The sequence below is a fragment of the Bacteroidales bacterium genome, from assembly GCA_035647615.1.
GTDB lineage: Bacteria > Bacteroidota > Bacteroidia > Bacteroidales > 4484-276 > SABY01.
On record DASRND010000003.1, the window covers coordinates 147,271 to 167,439 of the forward strand.

Here is a 20,169-nt window from a genome sequence, read left to right on the forward strand (position 1 = left end):
GAAGGGACGAAAGTAGGAAGGACGATTAACAATTAACGATATTCATCATTCCTAAATTCCTATGCCAGCGTGTAATCGAGCTGTTTTTTGCGGAGGTCAATCTGTTTTACGCGGATGCGAATCGGGTCGCCAAGTTTAAATTCCTGCCCATTGCGGTGTCCGATTACTTTGTAATTATCTTCGTCGAGGTAATAAAAGTCATCCTCCAGATCGCTCAGCCGCACCATGCCTTCGCATTTGTTCGACTTAATTTCGACAAAGATGCCATACTTGGAAACTCCTGAAATCAATCCGTCGAACTCCTGCCCTATCTTATCCGACATATATTCGGCCTGTTTGTATTTTATCGAAGCGCGCTCGGCCTCCACCGCTTTGCGCTCCATCTCAGAAGAATGCTTGCATTTCTCTTCGTACTCGGCTTCGCTCGCCGAAGGTTTTTTATCCAGATACTGCTGCAACAACCGATGCACCATGAGATCTGGGTACCTACGAATGGGCGATGTAAAATGGGTATAATAAGGAAAAGCCAGCCCGTAGTGACCGATGTTGTGGGTAGAGTATTCGGCTTTGGCCATGGTACGCACAGCAAGGGATTCTACCATGTTTTCTTCGCCACGGCCATGCACCTGTTCGAATAAATCATTAAACGACTTTGCCAGACTGCGCTCCGAACCAATACGCATAGTGTAACCCAGCCGGCCGACAAACTGCCTAAACTTGTCGAGCTTCTCAGGCGAAGGCTCGTCGTGCACACGATAGACAAACGTTTTGGGAGTGGCTGTTCCACGCTTGCGTCCAATGCGCTCGGCTACTTTGCGATTGGCCAGCAGCATAAAATCTTCGATGAGATGGTTAGATTCTTTGGGCTCTTTTACATAAACATCCACCGGCTTGCCCTTCTCATCGAGGATAAATTTGACCTCTTCAGTATGGAAGTCGATGGCTCCTTTTTTAAACCGCTCCTCACGCAGTGCAATGGCTAATCTGTTCAGGGTAGTAATTTCTTCAGCCATGGCGCCTTCACCGGTTTCGATAATGTGCTGTGCTTCGTCGTAGTTGAGCCGATGATCGCTGTTGATGATGGTTTTGCCGTACCATTCTTTTATCACCCGAGCCTTATCGTCAAGCTCAAAAATGGCTGAAAAACAGAGTTTGTCTTCCTTAGGTCTTAAGGAACAAACATTGTTGGAAAGAACCTCGGGCAGCATCGGAATCACCCGGTCGACCAGATAAATGGAAGTAGCTCTGTCGTAAGCCTCGTCGTCGAGGGCCGATTTTTGTTGCACATAAAACGATACATCGGCGATGTGAATGCCTACCTCGTGGTTTCCGTTTTCGAGCTTTTGATAGGAAAGTGCATCGTCAAAATCTTTTGCGTCAGCCGGGTCGATGGTAAAAGTGTTAACAGCTCGGCAATCGCGGCGGCGACCGATTTCCTCTTTGGAAATTTCAATTTTAATCTTAGCAGCATCCTTTTCCACTTCTTTGGAGAAAGACAGCGGGAAGTCATGTTCTACCAGGATGGCTTTCATCTCCACCTCATTGTCGCCTGGGGTTCCGAGCACCTCTTCCACTTTCCCAAAAGGATTGTTAGCGTGAGCCGGCCAGTCGGTAATTTCTACCACCACCTTCTGCCCATTTTTTGCGTCTTTGAGTTCGGAGAGAGGTATAAAAATATCTACAGGCATGGAGCTGCTGTCGGAGACCATAAAGGCAAATTTCTGCGAGCGCTCTATGGTTCCCACAAAACGCGTTTTGGCGCGCTTTACTATCTCCATTATCCTGCCCTCGAGCTTGTGCCCTTTGCGTTGCGGGAAGAGGCGCACCTGCACCAGATCGCCATGCAGCGCGTGGCCGGTGTGGCTGCTTCCTATATAAATATCTTCCTCAAGCGCATCGGTGATAATGTAGGCTTTTCCGGTTTGTTTCATGTCGACCTTTCCGGTAATAAGCGCCTGTGTGGTCACTCTTTCGGGCAGATGCTCGGGGTTGATTTTGAACTTCCCGCGCCGGTATTGCGCCAGAACGTCATTGGACTCCATATCGTGCATGATCTCTTTCACCAGATTGCGGGCCACAGCATCATTGGCGTCCACAGCTCCTGCCACCTGCTTATAATTAAAAGCTCCGGTGGGATTATTGATAAAAAAATTTTTGATGTTTTCTTTGAGCGTCTTGTTGGTGTTGCAAGGCTGCTTGCGGCGAGGTGATTTTTTTGATTTTGACATATGAAATGAAAATGAAATGAAGGAACTATATTAATGATTTTGAGAAATCATTGCGAAGTTAAACAAATCAACGGCAGAAATGATCATTGGTGTACAGAAGTGTTAAAATTACTGATATTAAAGCACTGGTGTCCGTTTAAAAACAATAGATTCTTCACTACGCTCAGAATGACAAGGGCTTGCGATGGATTGGAGGAGGGAGGGCTAAGTCGGCGGCTCCGCCGCCGACTTAGCCCTCCTAAAAACCCTAATGCCTTGTCATTCTGAACGAAACGCAGTGGAGTGAAGAATCTATTTAAAGGAAATTATGTTTACCGGACAACAATGATATTAAAGTTGGGATTTCCAACTTACCGACGGCTTCTTCTGGCATTTTATTTTATGGCTTAAAAATATTGAAGAGGGTGATTTCACAAAACGAATCTGGCCGGGTCTAAATTTAAAAATGTGCTTTTGGGATTATTTGAAACTTTTCATTGCCAAAATATTCTTTCAACTAAAAAAATAGGCGGTAAAAACAAACCCCAAAAGCCCGAAAACCGTCGCACTGCGCGGCAGGGATTGGAGCGGCACCCCGACGCAGCAGCGGCTGATGTTTTTGTTGGCGGGCAGCGGCTGACAACGGAAGCCCCTGTACCGCCTACAAAAACACAGCCGGTGCAAGACGGGTATAGCGGAAAGCCCATATGGCCGCCCAAATAAAAATATTTCTATCATTGCAGCTATGAAAAAACAGAAAATGCCTTTCACTGCAGAAGAGCAGCGTGTGCTGCAGCAGGCCGAAGATTTTGTGAAAAAACAACTTGCCGGGGCGGAGGGTGGCCACGACTGGTGGCACGTGTTGAGGGTGCGGAATACAGCGCGGACGCTGGCGCAGCAAGAGGCCGTGGATACGTATGTGACGGAGCTGGCGGCGCTGCTGCATGATGTGGCTGACGCCAAATTTTATGGTGGCGACGAAGAGAAAGGACCGCTCCTGGCCGATGCGTTTTTGGAGTCGCAGCAGGTAGCGCCAGAAGTTCGGGAGCATGTGCTAAATATCATCCGACACATGTCGTTTAAAAATAGCCTGGAAGAACAACGCTTTTGGTCGGCTGAGATGGCCGTAATGCAGGATGCCGACCGGCTGGATGCGATGGGCGCTATCGGCATAGCGCGTGCTTTTAATTATGGCGGTTTTAAAAACCGGCTGCTTTACGATCCGGCAGTAAAACCTCGTCAGCAAATGACCAAAGAAGAATACAAAAGCAGCGAGGCGCCAACGATCAATCATTTTTATGAGAAGCTGCTGCTGCTAAAAGATAAGATGAATACTACCGCTGGTCGCGCCATGGCGGTGGAGCGTCATGATTTTATGCTACAGTTTCTCGAGCAGTTTTATAAAGAGTGGGAAGGGAAATAATTTCAAAAGTAGCCAGGCCTTCTCAGCCAGCGTTTCTCTCCCACCCTTCTCCGCCAGATGGCAGAAAGAGAGCTTCCATTCGTCTTTAGCAGAGGAGCCGGGTGAGGCAATATCGCGAATTCCATTACTTTTGTAAGCCTGCGTGACGGCCAAATATGTATCGGCCGGATTATCTGCGCGCAGACAGACCAAAGACTGATTATCTAAAAAATAAACGAAAATGAATCTTCCTGAAGAAATTACCAACCTTTTGGACCATTGCCGTAATTATGGCTACGACCTGCTGCTGGAAACCGGTGAGCTGTTTCCTTTTGGAGCACTCACCGACGCCAACGGTCGTACCCATCACCGCGAGGAAGAAATCGATACGAAACATATCCCCAGCAACGGCCAAATTATGGAACGACTGCTCGCGTATTTCCAAACGCAATTTGAACAGCACGAGGCTCATGGCTATGTGCTGGCTTATGAATCCAGCGTGCAGCTCGACGCCGAAACCGCAACCGATGCCCTCGCTGTGGATATTCGCTACCGCGGCCACGAGGATCTTCCGTTGTTTTATTTCCCGTTCAGCATGGAAGCTGATGATCTGGTGCGCTTTGGAGAAGTCTTTGCTGTGAAGCGGGAGGAGAAATAATCCTAACCGAAAGGTTAGATACAGCATCAATAACAAGATCTTTGCTATCGATTAAATATAATAATGAGCTCTGGCTTTCTTTAAAGCAAATGCCGCAGCGGCAAAATAAGCCATTCGAAAAATCGCTGTATTAGCGGGCGCCGTTTCCATGCATCATAGTCGAAAGGATCGCACATATCCATGGTCTGACTGATGTGTTCGCTAACCATACCTGAAATATGGGCATCCTCGCCGGTAAGAACAATCTCATGCATGTAACGGAAGCTGCGGTAATCGAAGTTTGGGGAACCCAAACTAAATATCTTCCCGTCGACGAGCATCAGCTTAGCGTGCAAATTGTGCATGGTATAATAATAAAACCGGACGTTGTGTCTGTGCAACAACTCCAGGTAGCGACCGCGCAAAATATCCACCATACGCACGTCGCTGTGCCGGGGAATAATCACCCGCACCTTCACACCACGGGCAGCAGCATCTATCATTGCTTTGCGCAGATTAAACCCCGGCAAAAAATAAGGGGTTTCTATGGTGATAGAGTGCCGGGCATGTTTTATCAGATATTCATACCGATTCTTTATTTTTTGTCGTGTGATGCTGGGAACGTCACGCAGTATCTCCAGATTTTCCCACCGCAAAATTCGCGTATAGTGCCGGCGGTATCGGATGTAGCTGTTGTAGATTTTAAAATCCTGATAAAAAATCTTCTTAAAATTGGTGGCAATTTCACCGCAAATGCGCAACATGCTCTCGCGCCATATCAGATTGTAATCGGTGAGATTGGAAGAACCGATGTAAGAGATTATGTCGTCGATAATGAGGAGCTTGCGGTGGTTACGGCGGTGGCTCCGGGTAAAGAAATCGATGTTGATTCTTATCTTCTGGAAGAAACGCACTTCTCCACCGGCAGCTTCTAGTTCGGCAAAGAAACCGTCGGGGATGCCGCTGCCGCCCCACGAGTCGATGAGCAGCTTTACCTCTACCCCTGCCTGAGCCACTAACGTAAGCGCATCTCTGAAGCGTATGCCCATGGTCTGATAGCTGAACTTGTACAACTCAATAAAGACGTACCTGTGCGCCGCCATGATGTCGTCGAGCATGGCGTTGTAATATTTGATGGGATCATCGTAAAGAATGGCGTCGGTCGTCTCTGCGTTCACAATATCATTGTATTTTGTCTGCCAAAAGTAAGCGTTATTCTTCAATAAAAAATATCCCACCACCATCAAAAGGCGCTACGCCGGCAGTAAGCCAATGAGTTTTATATCCTGCATCAGCAGCAAAGACTTCTATTTCGGCGCTTTGCGCAAAGCTTTCTTGTCCGGCCAGCACATACAATGTATCGTGCAATATGCCGCAGCACCCACCAAAAAATCCGTTACCGAAACCTGGCAGCCTCACTTGTCGCGGATCGACAAATAAGGTCTCAATGCCGGCTTGTTCTAATATCCGCCCGATGCCCGGATCGGAAGTGAGAGCATACTTCTCTCCCACCATCATCAGGTTGCAGCGCGTGTAGCCCTGTTTTACGGCAAGTACATTTTTATTAATACAAAGATCGGTGATGGCCCGATCGGTGATGGCCGGGTGATGGATCAAATATTTGTTCGTTACCACAGCATTGTAATGCGCTGTGGCGGGATATTTCATCCCCAACGGACTATCGCCAAAAATGGTTTTTATTCCATGAGATAGGAGTGTTTCCAGATAATGCGCCGGAAGATCGGGCGCCACAACCAGCTCCTGCCCTGCCCTGCAAAAGAAAATATCAGGATGACCAGAAATGGCAGGATAAACGATGCCGTCAGTCGCGAGCTCAAGCAACTGCCCCATTGCGCTAAGCGCCACTTTGGCCATAGCCGGTATTTTAGCATCAACGATAATCAACATAAAAGTCGCGGGCTTTTAGTGCAGGATCTGCTACAAAACGTACTTTCCTAAAATGCTTTTCGAGCATCCGCCGGTTCGTCGCCCGGTGACCAATGGCGGCATTGCGCACCTGCGCAGCTACATGGATAATTATCTCGTTATAATCGTTTGGATTTTCGATTTGAATCAGCTTTTGCCGCCAAAGCTCTGTGCGCACCAGTTCGCCAAACGCCACATGAAAAGGGCCGGCCACCAGCGCATTGCCATCCAGCAACCCTATAGAAGGGTGCAGACCCATGCGAATAATACGGATGCCAGCAGTTTCGAAAATAGGCACCAGCTCAGTTACCAGATCAACAGCCTCTTGCAAACTTTGCGGCGTATATTCGCCACGCTCATACATTTGGGCCATTGGCGTTCCGCGTACCACCACAGCCGGATAAATACGCACATCGTCCGCCATCATCGCTACAAATTGTTTGGCTGTAGCCACAGATTTTTCTTTTGTGTCGCCGGGCAAGCCGGTCATCATCTGCAGGCCAAGGCGCAGACCTGAAGCTTTTATCCTTCGTGCAGTTTTTTCTACACAAGCATCATCGTGCCCGCGCTCCGAAAGATGCAGCACTTCATTATCCATCGACTGCGCGCCAAGCTCAACAGTTCCTACCTTCATCCTTAGCAACAACTCTAGCGCACGGTCGTCGATCATATCAGGGCGCGTTGAAAGGCGAATGCTTTGCACCTGCCCCTGTGCTAAAAAAGGCTGCACCGCATGCAGCAAGGTTTCCTGGCGCACCAATGCCAATCCAGTAAAAGTACCACCGAAAAATCCCACCTCTATCACCGCATCCGCAGGCAGGGTAGCCAAATGCTCGCGAATAATATCCTTTACAGAAGCAGCATCGGGCACCGCGCTGTGGCCGGCAATAGCATGCTGGTCGCAATAGATACAGCGATGCGGACACGCTTGCATCGGAATAAATATCGGTATGGTAAAATGACGCATGGTTTAAAGTTTCGGCTGTGCAATTTCATTCAGGCAGTCGGGACACAGGCAGCTTGAGTATTTGCCGGTGAGTTCCGAGAGTTTGTGGGGAGGTACAAAAACGCTGCTGCACCAGCATTTGCCCGATGGGTTACAGGTGAAGTTTTTTCCGCAGCGCGGACACAGGGTCAGCGCCGGAGCAGGGTGGAGATTATTCGTCATCAGTATCCAGCGTTATGCTTACGCTGCCCACCTTTCCGCCCAGCGGCGGATTCATCTTTGCAATCCTTATGCTTGCATGCGTTATCTGCGCAAACTGCGACATAACCACGTCCAGAATGCGGCGCCCCAAATGTTCCAGCAGGTTCGATTTTACCACCATCTGTGCTTTTACCACCAGGTACACCTCCTGATAATTGATGGTCCCACTCAGTTTATCGCTGGTCTCTGCCTGACGCGTATCAGTTTCCAGCATCAGATCAACCACAAAGCGCGTCCCGATAATCTGTTCCTCACTGAAACATCCGTGATACGCAAAAAACTCCATTCCTTCAATTGCGATCTTTCCCATAACAACGATTTTTTTAATAATCCTTTTTATAATTAAGTGGGCACAAGTACAACCTGCAAACAAATTCCAAAAGTCAAAACAAAAAACTATTTACGATAACCGCTGCAGCGCCGTTTCAATTCGCTTCTGTACTTCCTCTTTCCCTAACATTTCAGCAATCTTCATCAGGTCGGGGCCAAAACTGCTGCCCACCAATACCAGCCGAAGCGTGTTCATCGCCACGCCCATGCCTATTCCACTAACCTCGAGATATTCTACAATGGCTACTTTTATAGCTTCAGATTTATAATCAGTAACGTCTGTTATTACTTGCTGCAGATCGCGTAAAAGGGCAGGGGTAGTTTCTTTCCATTGCTTCTTCACCACCTTTTCATCGTAAGTAGTGGGCGCTTCAAAAAAGAAATAGCTCTGGTCCCAAAGCTCATGAACGAAAGTGACACGCTCTTTTACCAGTTCAACTATCTGTTTAACAAAATCGAAATCAGCATGAACATCTTTTTGTTTCAAAAAGCCCTCAAAAAGCACAGCAATCTCTTCGTCGGTGCGTGCAACCAAATATTGATGGTTGAACCATTTGGCTTTAGCCGGATCAAATTTAGACCCCGATTTTCCTACTCGTTCCATCGAGAATTGCTGTACCAGCTCTTCCATCGTAAATATTTCCTGCTCGGTACCAGGATTCCAGCCCAGCAGTGCCAGCATATTTATAAAAGCATCATCAAAATATCCAGCTTCGCGGTAGCCACTCGAAATGTCGCCACTTGACGGGTCTTTCCATTGCAACGGAAAAACAGGGAAGCCAAGCCGATCGCCGTCGCGCTTACTCAGTTTGCCATTTCCATCAGGCTTGAGCAGCAACGGGAGGTGCGCAAACTGTGGCGGCTGCCATCCAAAAGCTTCGTACAACATTACGTGCAGCGGTGCCGAAGGCAGCCACTCTTCACCACGTATCACATGGCTTATTTCCATCAGATGGTCATCCACAATATTGGCCAGATGGTACGTGGGCATTCCATCGGATTTGAAAAGTACTTTGTCGTCGAGCTGCTCCGATTGCACCTCCACACGGCCACGAATCATATCTTCCACCACGATGGTACGGCCTTCAGGCATCTTAAATCGTATTACAAAATTCTCGTCTTCACTAAGCCGATTTTGCACTTCGTCAGCGGGAAGCGTCAATGAGTTTTTCATTGAGCTCCGTGTCGTGACATCGTATTGCTGGCTGCTGGCACCAGCGGCTTTCTGCCGTTCGCGTAAAGCGTCGATCTCTTCTGCTGTATCAAAAGCATAATATGCATTCCCTTCTTCCACCAGCCTGTCGGCATATTTGCGGTACAACTCCTTGCGGTCGCTTTGGCGGTAGGGGCAATAGTTGCCGCCAATGTCGGGACCTTCGTCGTAAAGGATACCAGCCCACCGCAGAGACTCTATGATGTAATCTTCGGCACCTGGCACATATCGGTTTTGGTCGGTATCTTCGATGCGCAGGATAAAAGCGCCCTGATGCCTCCGGGCAAAAAGATAATTGTAAAGCGCAGTGCGCACACCACCGATGTGCAGCGGTCCGGTGGGACTAGGAGCAAAGCGCACCCTTACATTCTTCTGTTCGTTCATAATTCAGCTTTTCGTCGTATTAATTTTTCAGCCCGCAAAGATAATGTTTGGTGGGGATTACATCTTCCTGATGGAATCATGAGGCAAGCGCGAGATAGGAAGAGAACTAGACTAATCCAAAAGATGATGCCAATGCGAATTCCATGGTTACACGCAATGAGGTTTCAAATTCAAATGCTCATAGAATTTTGTGTTGGGAAACATACAACCACCATTCAGGAATGTATCTTTGCAAAGTGAGAACAGAGAACATTAAAACCTACAAATACGTTACTGAGACTCAGAAAATTTCGGTTTTAAAATAATAACCAAGGGGCTTTCGTTCCTATTTGTTGCATATTTGGTTATTATTGAGGGATTTATTAAAACACTTTTGCGTGATTTCGTTATTATGACCGACAACTACACTATCCTTATTGGAAAACTCGATGCATTCATACGCAAGTATTACAAAAATCAGATAATCAGAGGTTTGTTGTACAGCGTGGCAATGTTGCTGTTATTTTTTCTCACCATAACATTATTGGAATATTTTGCCTGGTTTGGTACAACATTTCGCACTATAATATTTTATGTGTATTTGATTGTCAGCGGGGTAATCATTTTTGAATTGATTTTGATTCCTGTTTTTAAGCTATTCAAAATAGGGAAAATCATATCGCATAAGCAGGCAGCTCAAATTATTGGAAAGCACTTTACAAATGTCGAAGATAAACTGCTCAACACACTGCAGCTTAAAGAGTTGTCTGATTTGCAGCAAGGCGATGCAGCACTTTTACAAGCCAGTATCGACCAACGCATCACACGTTTGCAACCCATTCCGTTTAGCAGCGCTATCGATCTGCGGGCAAATCGCAAATATCTAAAGTATGCGATCACACCGGTACTCATTCTGGTTATTTTTCTTTTTGCCGCACCCGGCGTCATTACCGGCCCTACAGCGCGCATCATCAACCACAATCAATACTTTGAACGACTGGCACCATTTATCTTTGTTATCCAAAATGAGCAATTACAGGCTGTGCAACAAGAAAATTTTATAATAAAGTTACTAATAGAAGGCGGCACAGCTCCGGCCACCGTGATGATAGAGCAGGGGAGCGCAGCTTTAAAGATGAAGAAAGATGACAACGTTCATTTTAGTCACACTTTTCGTAATCTCAACGAGGATGTCACTTTCTCTTTTCAAGCTGAGGGTTTCCGTTCAGAAAATTATACACTCAAGGTGCTTCCCAAACCCATCATTCTAAGTTTTGATACCGAAATTTCATATCCAAAATACACCGGAAAAAATAACGAAACGCTTGAAAATACAGGTGATTTGGTTTTACCGGAGGGAAGCAAAGTGCGCTGGAAATTCTATACCCGCGACGCTGAAGCCATTCATATCCAATTCATTGATAGCACACATCAACTGGCAAACAATGGCGGAAATGTTTTTTCTTTCGAAAATAAATTTTTCAAAAGCCAGCCCTATTCCATCAGCATCAGCAACCAATATCTAACCAACAACGACTCGTTACTTTTTGCCATCAGCGTAATTCCTGATATTTATCCAACTATCAACATCGACGAATTTACCGATAATACAATGGTTGATAGGCTTTATTACAGAGGTTTGATTAAGGATGATTATGGATTTAGAAGGCTTGCGTTTTTCTATCGCGTAAGCAATCCGAAATCGCCACAAGAAAAACCTTATGAAACGATGGATTTGCCTTTGCAAAATCAAAATACGCAACAGCAATTTTTCCATACTTTCGATCTATCCACATTGCAGCTTGCGCCTGGTGATGAGGTGGAATATTACTTTGAGGTTTGGGATAATGACGCTATCAACGGAAGTAAATCGGCTCGATCGCAAAAGATGATTTTCAAAACTGAAACTTTTGAAGCTCTACAGGAAAAAACCGAAGCAGCAAGTACAGAGATAAAAGACAACATGGAAAGTGCGATAAAAGATCTCAAACTCTTGCAACGCGACATCGACGAATTGAGCAAGCAGCTCTTTGAAAAGAAATCAATTTCATGGCAGGAGAAGCAACAAATAGAAGACCTGTTGTCGCGGCAGAAAAACATTAAGCAGCGCATGGAAGACATGCAGGAGCTCAACGAACGAAAGATGCAGGATGAGCAGAAGATGGACAATTTCAGCGAAGAACTCCTCGAAAAACAGCGGGAGCTCGAGAAAATGATGAACGAGCTAATGACTGACGACATGAAAAAAATGCTTGAAGAAATTCAGAAACTCCTCGATGAGCTGGATAAAGATAAGGTGAACGAAATGATGCAGGAGATGAAGATGAGCAATCAGGAGCTGGAAGAACAACTCGACCGAAACCTGGAGCTTTTTAAGCAACTCGAATTCGAAAAACAATTGCAGGAAACCATTGATAAACTTAAAGAACTTGCTGAAGAACAAGATAAACTGGCCGACGAAACAAACCAAAACAGCGACGAGAGTGCCAACGAAGAACTCAAAGAAAAGCAAGAAGAACTGAACGAGCAATTTGAAGAAATACGAAAAGACATCGAAGAACTAAAAGAGAAAAACGATGCGCTGGACTCGCCAAACGAAATAGACGATACATCTCAGGAAGAAGAAGAGATACAGGAATCGATGGAAGAAAGTAGTGATCAACTCGAACAAAACGAAAATTCCAAGGCCTCAGAGAGTCAGAAAAAATCATCGCAGAAAATGCAGCAGCTTTCGCAAAAAATGCAGCAAATGATGGAGGCAATGCAGATGGAGCAGATGGGAGAGGACATCAACACGCTTCGCGAGATATTGGAAAACCTTATACAGATTTCCATCAACCAGGAAGACCTGATGCTTCTTTATGGCGAAATGTCGAACAGCGATCCCAAATATGTAGAGACCATCAAAGACCAAAAAGATATGCGTGATGATATGGAAATCGTTGCCGACTCGTTGAAGGCGCTTGCCAAAAGACAGATTATGATCAAACCTTTTGTCATGAAGGAACTCACAGCCATCGACGGTTACTTTTCCACCACACTCGAATCGATGGATAAACGACAGAAAGGGCTTGCTGTGCGCAACCAGCAACTGACCATGACCAGCATCAATAACCTGGCGCTGCTGCTGAGCGAGTCGTTAGAACAAATGCAGCAACAGATGATGTCGATGCAATCGGACGGGCAATCTTCATGTCCAAACCCTGGCCAACCAGGAGGCGCTCAAAAAATGAATTCGATGCGCGGACTGCAGGAACAACTTAACCAACAGCTACAGCAGCTTAGGGATGGTCAAAAACCAGGAGAGCAAGGTCAACAGGGACAGCAGATGAGCGAGCAACTAGCGCGCATGGCCGCACAACAAGCCGCAATACGCCGCCAGATGGAGAAGTTTAGAGATGAGCTCAAAGGCGAAGGGCGTTTTAGCGATGGCAACATCTCTAAAATGATTGACGATATGGAGAAAACCGAAAAGGATATTGTTAACGATCGGATTACGCAGCAAACCCTCCAACGTCAGCAGGAAATACTTACACGTTTGCTTAAATCAGAAAAAGCTGAACAGGAACGTGAAGAAGAACAACGTCGTGAATCGCGCGAAGCCAGAGAAATTATACCGCAAAATCCCGGAGAGTTTTTTGAATACAACAAGATTAAAAATCGTGAGATGGAGTTGCTCAAAACGCTTCCTCCCAATCTAAAACCCTTTTATAAAAATAAAGTTACCGAATACTTCTATCGTTTTGAGTAACCATTTTTACAAACATGTCAGCGAAAATAAATTTTTATAATGAAGAAACCAGCTATCTGGTGAAACACAAAATGTTACTCAGAGCATGGCTTCAAACGGCAATAGCCAACGAAGGTTTCATAACCGGTCCTATAAGCATAGTCCTTACCAGCGATGAATATCTGGGGAAAATGAATCTGCAATATCTTCACCACGACGCCCTTACCGACATTATTACTTTCGATTATACTGAGGATGATAAAATTTCCGGAGATTTATTTATCAGCATCGAAAGGGTAGGGGAAAACGCTGCTGCTTATTCCCGAAACGTTGCCGAAGAGTTGCATCGGGTCATTATACATGGCGTGTTGCATTTGTGTGGATACTCTGATAAAGAACCGCAAGAAAAAGAAACCATGACACGCAAGGAGGATCATTACCTGTCGCTCAGACCTGACAAGTTAATGGATACAGCGTAATGTTCCACGTGAAACAATTTTGAATAGGATGTTTGAAACTTATGATATCATCGTGGTCGGTGCCGGTCACGCAGGATGTGAAGCAGCAGCAGCAGCAGCTAACATGGGCTCGCGAACGCTTCTCATTACCATGAACATGAACAACATGGCGCAGATGTCGTGTAACCCAGCCATGGGCGGCATTGCCAAAGGTCAGATAATACGAGAAATTGATGCGCTGGGCGGATATTCAGCTATAGTTACCGACCACACGCGCATTCAGTTCAGGATGCTCAACAAGAGCAAAGGACCTGCTATGTGGAGCCCGCGTGCGCAAAGCGACCGTATGTTGTTTTCGATGAAGTGGCGGGAAATGCTGGAAGCTACCCCCAACCTTGATTTTTGGCAGGATACTGTCGTAGGTCTAATGGTAAAAGATAACCGCGTAACAGGTGTAAAAACAGCGATGGGACAAGAGATCTCAGCAAAATCTGTGATACTCACCAACGGCACATTTCTGAATGGCATTATCCATATTGGAAAAAAACAATTTGGCGGCGGCAGAATAGGAGAGAAGGCTTCAATGGGATTAACGGAGTATTTGGTAAAACTTGGTTTTGAATCCCATCGTATGAAAACCGGAACACCCGTGCGTGTAGATGGGCGCAGCCTCGACTTCGCTAAAATGGACGAACAAAAAGGTGACGAAAACCCACAGCGATTCTCGTATACCGACACGCCTAATATAACGCGGCAACGTAGCTGCTACATCACCTACACCAACACTACTGTGCACGATACCTTGCGTACCGGATTTCTGGATTCACCAATGTTTGCCGGCCGCATCGAAGGTATCGGCCCAAGATACTGCCCGTCAATAGAAGATAAAATCGACCGGTTTTCAGATAAAAATAGCCATCAGCTTTTTATAGAGCCTGAAGGTTGGAACACCAACGAATATTATGTCAATGGTTTTGCATCTTCTTTGCCCGACTATATTCAGTTTGCCGCTTTGCGCAAAATACGAGGATTTGAAAATGCAAAGATATTTAGGCCGGGTTATGCAATCGAGTACGATTATTTCCCTCCGATGCAGCTATACTTCACACTCGAAACCAAGCTGATCGAACATTTATACTTTGCCGGACAGATAAACGGAACCACCGGCTATGAAGAAGCGGGCGCTCAAGGTATCATGGCGGGAATGAACGCGCACTTAAAAATTAACGAAAACCCGGAGTTTATTCTCAAACGCTCCGATGCTTACATCGGCGTGCTGATAGACGATCTGATCACAAAAGGAGTGGACGAGCCTTACCGGATGTTTACATCGCGGGCCGAATATCGAATTTTGTTGCGTCAGGATAATGCCGACGTAAGGCTAACGCCAATGAGCCATGCTGTTGGTCTTGCAGACAATGAGAGATTGAACCGAGTGCTGAGGAAACAGGAAACTATTTCCAAACTTAGGGTTTTTCTTAAAACAGAAAGCATAGCGCCCAACGACATCAACAGTTACCTTGAGACAATTGGCTCTACACCGCTTTCGCAAAAACTAAAACTGGAAAATTTGATTTTGCGTCCGGAAATAGGCTTTGACGAATTAACCAAACAAGTTCCTGCACTTCAGAATTATTTAGCAACGATTGCAAATGACCTCCTTGCTGAAGTTGTTGAATCAGCTGAAATATTAATAAAATACGACAACTATATTCAAAAGGAACAAGAGATAGCAGTGAAGATTTCGCGGCTTGAAGACATCCGGCTCAATGACGATTTTGATTATCAAAAGCTGAAATCACTAAGCTGGGAAGCACGCGAGAAGCTAAGCAAAATCAGACCGAGGACCATCGGTCAGGCTTCGCGCATCAGCGGAGTAAACCCTTCCGACATTTCTGTATTGATCGTGTACTTAGGCCGTTAGCCTGATTGTTCCACGTGAAACAATTTTATTAGTAATTATTTAATAAATGGAAAATATCGTTCGCTGTCCAATATGTAAAAATGATCAACTCACTGATAACATGCAGGTTGTGGATCATTTTCTTAGCAAGGAAAGTTTTCATCTTGTAAAATGTAGCCGTTGTGGTTTTCTTATTACCAATCCGCGGCCAGCTGCATCAGATCTCCCAAAATATTATCAGTCAGATGATTACCTATCGCACAGCAAGAAAAAGAAAAGTGTAACCACCAGCCTCTACAATCTGGTGAAGAATTATTCGCTTGGTAAAAAATATCAGCTTATCACCAGCTTTAAAAAGCAGGGAACGCTGCTGGACATAGGTAGTGCAACCGGAGAATTTTTGCACTATTTCGATAAAAAGAATTGGGCGGTTACAGGCATCGAACCAGCCGAATCACCCCGCAAATATTCCATCGAAAACTATGGCTTAAAGGTTTATCCTGAAGAAAAAATTGATCAGCTTCCTGCCGGACAATTTGATGTTATCACACTGTGGCATGTCCTGGAGCATGTACCCGATTTGAACCAACGAATGGAACAAATCAGCAAATTGTTGGCTCCCGATGGTCTTTTGGTAATAGCTTTGCCAAATCATCTTTCGTGGGATGCGCAGCATTACGGAAACTATTGGGCCGGATATGACGTGCCACGACATTTGTATCATTTTACGCCTGATACGATTTCACAGTTGCTTTCGAAATTTAATTTCGAAATTTTTAAAACAGAGCCACTGAAGTTTGATGCATATTATGTGAGCCTGCTCAGCGAAAAATATCAATCTGGAAAGAGTAATTTTATAGCAGCTTTTCGCAATGGATTAAAATCAAATAAATCGGCTAAAAATGGTCAGGATAACTATTCGAGCCTGATTTACATGGCCAGAAAGCAAAATAATTGATTAAACGCGATTTTAGACATTGAAAACCTCTTGTGGAGGATCATGTCTAAAATCTAAAAAAACAGCGTTATAAAGCGTTAAAAAAATACTGCACCCAACGCGTTGATTTGCTGTACTTTTGAAATATTTATTACAAAAATGAACCTGAAAAACGACAAACGACACCTGCTTTCCATTTACGCCATCCTTTTTCCTATGGTGGTGCTTCTGCTGGTGATTTTGTCGCGGCATTTCACAGGCGCTTTTGATGCAAATTATTATGTTGAACAATGTGAGCATACCATTCAACAAAAAGACCAACAACTTTATGAAGGGTTAAAAGAAATTTCGGACCATTACACTTTCGACAACGATAGTGTTTTTGAAGATTTTTCATCGCTTTCACAACGATACGTAAAACAGGGTTTTTTGTTTCTGGTTTTCCAGAAGGACTCATTGGTTTTCTGGAGCAACAACAATATGCCTACAGACCTTACTTTTAAAGGCAGGGTGGTGGATGGTGGAAATGGCTTGTACCGATGCATAACATTGGAATCAGCCGAAAGAAAACTTGTGGGCCTTTATCTGATAAAACAAAAATATAATTATGTAAATAAATATCTCCAAAACACTTTTCACAGCAGCTTTGGTTTGCCGCAAACCACACTTTATTCATCTAATCCGGACGATAATTATTCGATAAATGATGCAAACAACAATTTTCTTTTCTCACTTTCTTTTCCGCCACACACGCATCTCACCAACGCCCAAGCCAATGTTTTATTCATAATTTATATCGTTGCAGTATTACTGTTGCTTGGTCTTCTTTATGAGGTTTATCGGTTGTTTTACATTCGTACGAAAAAGCGCAGGCTTTTCTTCATTGGATTTATTCTGGATACATTGATTGTTCGTGTGTTGCTCTTCTTTTTCAGAAAACCGGAAGCGCTATTCCAAAGTCAGATATTTACGCCACATTATTACGCATATTCCGACTGGATACCCTCCATCGGTGATTTGTTTCTGAATGTACTTTTCACGCTGGTCATTGGATTCTTCTTTTATTACCACGTAAAGTTTTATCGTAAAAGCCTCAAAAAACGTACAGCCCATCAGGTGTTTCTCATCATTACGCTTTTTCTACACATCTTTATTTTCTTTAAAGGAATAATTTTCCTTTTCGACAGCCTGATCATCGACTCCAATATTTCGTTGGATCTAAATAATATCTTCGCCTTGTCGTGGATGAGCCTTTTCAGCTTTATAATTATTGCAGCTGCCATCCACGCCTATTTGCTTATCAGCGCCAAACTGGCGTTTTTTGCGTATAAATATAGCCAGCATTTTGGCCACTACATGTTGTTGGCTACGCTGGTTTTTGCTGTACTATTGGTACTTAACATGCTTCTCGGAAACACTGAGATTTACCACCTGCTCTTTGTATGGATTTATATTCTTTCCTACGGATTCTTTTTCCGTCGTCGCATCTACCAGTTTAACCTGCCCAATATCGTTTTTTACATGCTACTATTCTCGTTGCTTTCCACATTTGCTGTGCACAAATATAACGACCAACGGGAGCACGAAAATCGGAAACTGCTTGCCGTGCAGCTTGCCAGCGAGCAACGCGACCCAATGACCGAATATCTTTTTGGGCATGAACGAAAAAATATTATTGCTGATACTCTGCTGCAAAACATGCTTCTCGACTACGAAACATCAGCATTTGATCAGCAGCGTTTTGAAGCTTATTTTTTAAAGAAATATTTTGCGGGATATTGGAAAAAATATGAGCGTCAGATCACGTTGTGCGACGACGAGGACATTCTTATGATACAGCCCGAAAATGTAGCTGTAGATTGCAAAACCTATTTTGATGATAAAACAGAAATGGACGGAACCGCCACCGATACTCCCGGGCTTTCGTTTGTGAGCTATGGACCTGGTGATAACGGCTATATCGCCGCTATCTCCTTACAATCCTCTGCCGACAGCCCCGATACAGGCATCATACTTTACATTGAATTATTTCCGAAATATAATGCTCGCGACCTTGGATTTCCTGACTTACTCGTTGATGCCGAAATCAGTGCTTCGCCCGACCTGTCGCAATATTCTTATGCAAAATATCAGGATGGTGAGCTATACAAACGCGTAGGCAACTATTTCTATAATTTTAAGCTCACCAGTTATAAATCCAACAATGGGCAATTCTACTTTTTTAATAAAAACGATTACAATCATTTATATTATCAAATTTCAGAAAACAAAAGCCTGATCATCAGCCGTAAGCAAAAGTCGGCTTCCGATATTCTGGCGCCATTTTCGTATTTTTTCCTACTCTTCGGCGGGTTCGCCTCACTGGTTTTTTTGATCTTCATTTTCCCCTTTTCTCATCATAAAATAAAAATAGGCTTCCGCACACGCCTGCAATTATCAATGTCGGCGGTAATATTGTTTTCGTTTTTGGTCATCGGTGTTTTTACTTTATTTTATATTAATAACCTAAATGATCAGAAAAACAAAGACCTGCTGAGCGAAAAGACGCACTCTATTTTAGTGGAAATGCAACACAAGTTTTCTGATCTGGATAGTTTCTCTGAAGAATCTACGGAAACGGCCGGAGAACAGTTGAATAAGTTTTCCAATGTCTTCTTTACGGATATCAATATTTTTGATCCACAGGGGCATTTGCTGGCCTCATCCCGGCCACAGATTTACGAAGAGAAACTCATCAGCCGATTGATGAATCCTTTTGCGTTTAAGGCACTCACAGTGGAGGGAAGCTCCTTGTTTATTCACAACGAAAACATCGGGCTTCAGAACTATCTCTCGGCATATATTCCATTTGTAAATAATCGGGGCAACGTGATTGCCTTTCTTAACCTGCCCTATTTTTCCAAAGAAAACGATCTGAACCGCGAGATATCCGCCTTCCTGGTGGCTTACATCAATATCTACGTTATTCTTATCGCAATTTCAGTTTTGATAGCTTTGGTGATTTCCAATTACATTTCGCGTCCGCTAAAGATGATCATGACGCGCATCAGACAGGTGAAGCTTGGTGGACAAAATGAAATGATCGACTGGAAGCGACGTGATGAGATAGGGCAGCTGGTAAAAGAATACAACCGAATGATAGCAGAACTGGCACAAAGTGCAGAGTTGCTGGCACGTTCGGAACGCGAGTCAGCCTGGCGCGAGATGGCGCGGCAGGTGGCACACGAAATAAAAAATCCGCTCACGCCAATGAAACTTAGCGTGCAGTACCTGCAGCACGCCTGGAACAACCATGCGCCTGATTGGGAGACGCGGCTCAACAAGTTTACTGCTACCATGATAGAGCAAATAGAAACCCTCTCGGCCATTGCTTCGGAGTTTTCGGATTTTGCCAAGATGCCGATAGCAAACAAACAATCCATCGACCTGGTGGAGGTGATACAAAGCGCCATCAGTCTTTTTAAAAATTATCAAAACATCGTCTTTGATTTTAATTATGATGGCCTTGAAAAATTCGCAGTTTATGCTGACAAAGAACAACTGCTGCGTGCCCTTAATAATTTATTGAAAAATTCGGTGCAGGCCATCGGCGAAGAAACTGACGGGCGCATCGAAATCGTGCTGCAACGACAAGGTTTGATGCACAAGCTAACGCTGACAGATTCCGGAGGAGGCATAACTCCCGAAGTAGCTGAGAAAATATTCTCGCCCTATTTCACCACCAAGTCAGGTGGGATGGGGTTGGGACTGGCCATCGTCAAAAATATCATCACCGGCTCGGGTGGCGATATTTCCTATCAACCTGCAATCCCGCACGGCACTACCTTTTTTATACGTTTACCGGCGCTTGATTAAT

At 44.8% G+C, this 20,169-nt stretch carries 15 protein-coding genes; 8 read left to right on the plus strand and 7 right to left on the minus strand.

The genetic code is table 11. The annotated features are described in order from the left end of the window. Positions 1–59 precede the first annotated feature (59 nt). Positions 60–2,228, minus strand: a complete 2,169-nt coding sequence (rnr, locus tag VFC92_01200) for a ribonuclease R (protein ID HZK06793.1) — start codon at positions 2,226–2,228, stop codon at positions 60–62. Between the two features lie 453 nt (positions 2,229–2,681). On the opposite strand from rnr, the gene VFC92_01205 reads away from it, so the two are divergent. The 3 genes from VFC92_01205 (at position 2,682) to VFC92_01215 (ending at position 4,267) form a co-directional block, all read left to right on the plus strand. Continuing rightward, positions 2,682–2,930, plus strand: a complete 249-nt coding sequence (locus VFC92_01205) for a hypothetical protein (GenBank protein ID HZK06794.1) — start codon at positions 2,682–2,684, stop codon at positions 2,928–2,930. Positions 2,931–2,952: 22 nt separating this feature from the next. Beyond that, positions 2,953–3,630 carry an HD domain-containing protein gene (locus VFC92_01210; GenBank protein ID HZK06795.1) on the plus strand — a complete coding sequence of 226 codons (678 nt, stop codon included), beginning with the start codon at positions 2,953–2,955 and terminating at the stop codon, positions 3,628–3,630. 220 nt (positions 3,631–3,850) lie between these two features. After that, a complete protein-coding gene (locus VFC92_01215; GenBank protein ID HZK06796.1) occupies positions 3,851–4,267 on the plus strand; it encodes a hypothetical protein in 417 nt (138 codons plus the stop codon). Positions 4,268–4,347: 80 nt separating this feature from the next. Here VFC92_01215 and VFC92_01220 read toward each other — a convergent pair whose 3' ends face one another. The 6 genes from VFC92_01220 to gltX form a co-directional block, all read right to left on the minus strand. After that, positions 4,348–5,424 (minus strand): phosphatidylserine/phosphatidylglycerophosphate/cardiolipin synthase family protein, encoded by a 1,077-nt coding sequence (locus VFC92_01220; GenBank protein HZK06797.1) that lies wholly within the window; start codon positions 5,422–5,424, stop codon positions 4,348–4,350. 34 nt (positions 5,425–5,458) lie between these two features. Next, entirely contained in the window at positions 5,459–6,154 is a 696-nt protein-coding gene (locus VFC92_01225; GenBank protein ID HZK06798.1) for a hypothetical protein, read from the minus strand. Further along, a complete protein-coding gene (locus VFC92_01230) occupies positions 6,138–7,139 on the minus strand; it encodes a radical SAM protein (GenBank protein ID HZK06799.1) in 1,002 nt (333 codons plus the stop codon). The genes VFC92_01225 and VFC92_01230 overlap by 17 nt, the downstream gene beginning before the upstream one ends. Positions 7,140–7,142: 3 nt before the next feature. Continuing rightward, positions 7,143–7,340, minus strand: coding sequence for a cysteine-rich CWC family protein (locus VFC92_01235; protein ID HZK06800.1), 198 nt, complete (start codon positions 7,338–7,340; stop codon positions 7,143–7,145). Further along, the gene (folB, locus tag VFC92_01240) at positions 7,330–7,689 is read right to left on the minus strand and encodes a dihydroneopterin aldolase (protein ID HZK06801.1); all 360 of its coding nucleotides are present in this window, start codon (positions 7,687–7,689) and stop codon (positions 7,330–7,332) included. The genes VFC92_01235 and folB overlap by 11 nt, the downstream gene beginning before the upstream one ends. Positions 7,690–7,779: 90 nt before the next feature. Beyond that, positions 7,780–9,306: a glutamate--tRNA ligase gene (gene gltX, locus VFC92_01245; protein ID HZK06802.1), complete on the minus strand. Its 1,527-nt coding sequence runs from the start codon at positions 9,304–9,306 to the stop codon at positions 7,780–7,782. Positions 9,307–9,679: 373 nt separating this feature from the next. Between gltX and VFC92_01250 the strand changes: the two genes are divergently transcribed. The 5 genes from VFC92_01250 (at position 9,680) to VFC92_01270 (ending at position 20,168) form a co-directional block, all read left to right on the plus strand. Continuing rightward, complete coding sequence (locus VFC92_01250) at positions 9,680–13,036, plus strand: DUF4175 family protein (GenBank protein HZK06803.1); 3,357 nt, start codon at positions 9,680–9,682, stop codon at positions 13,034–13,036. A gap of 14 nt (positions 13,037–13,050) precedes the next feature. Beyond that, entirely contained in the window at positions 13,051–13,494 is a 444-nt protein-coding gene (ybeY, locus tag VFC92_01255; protein HZK06804.1) for an rRNA maturation RNase YbeY, read from the plus strand. A 28-nt stretch (positions 13,495–13,522) separates the two neighbouring features. Further along, complete coding sequence (gene mnmG / locus VFC92_01260; protein HZK06805.1) at positions 13,523–15,397, plus strand: tRNA uridine-5-carboxymethylaminomethyl(34) synthesis enzyme MnmG; 1,875 nt, start codon at positions 13,523–13,525, stop codon at positions 15,395–15,397. A 46-nt stretch (positions 15,398–15,443) separates the two neighbouring features. Beyond that, positions 15,444–16,334, plus strand: a complete 891-nt coding sequence (locus VFC92_01265; GenBank protein HZK06806.1) for a class I SAM-dependent methyltransferase — start codon at positions 15,444–15,446, stop codon at positions 16,332–16,334. Positions 16,335–16,472: 138 nt separating this feature from the next. Then, positions 16,473–20,168 (plus strand): ATP-binding protein, encoded by a 3,696-nt coding sequence (locus tag VFC92_01270; GenBank protein ID HZK06807.1) that lies wholly within the window; start codon positions 16,473–16,475, stop codon positions 20,166–20,168. The last annotated feature ends 1 nt before the right edge of the window (position 20,169 follow it).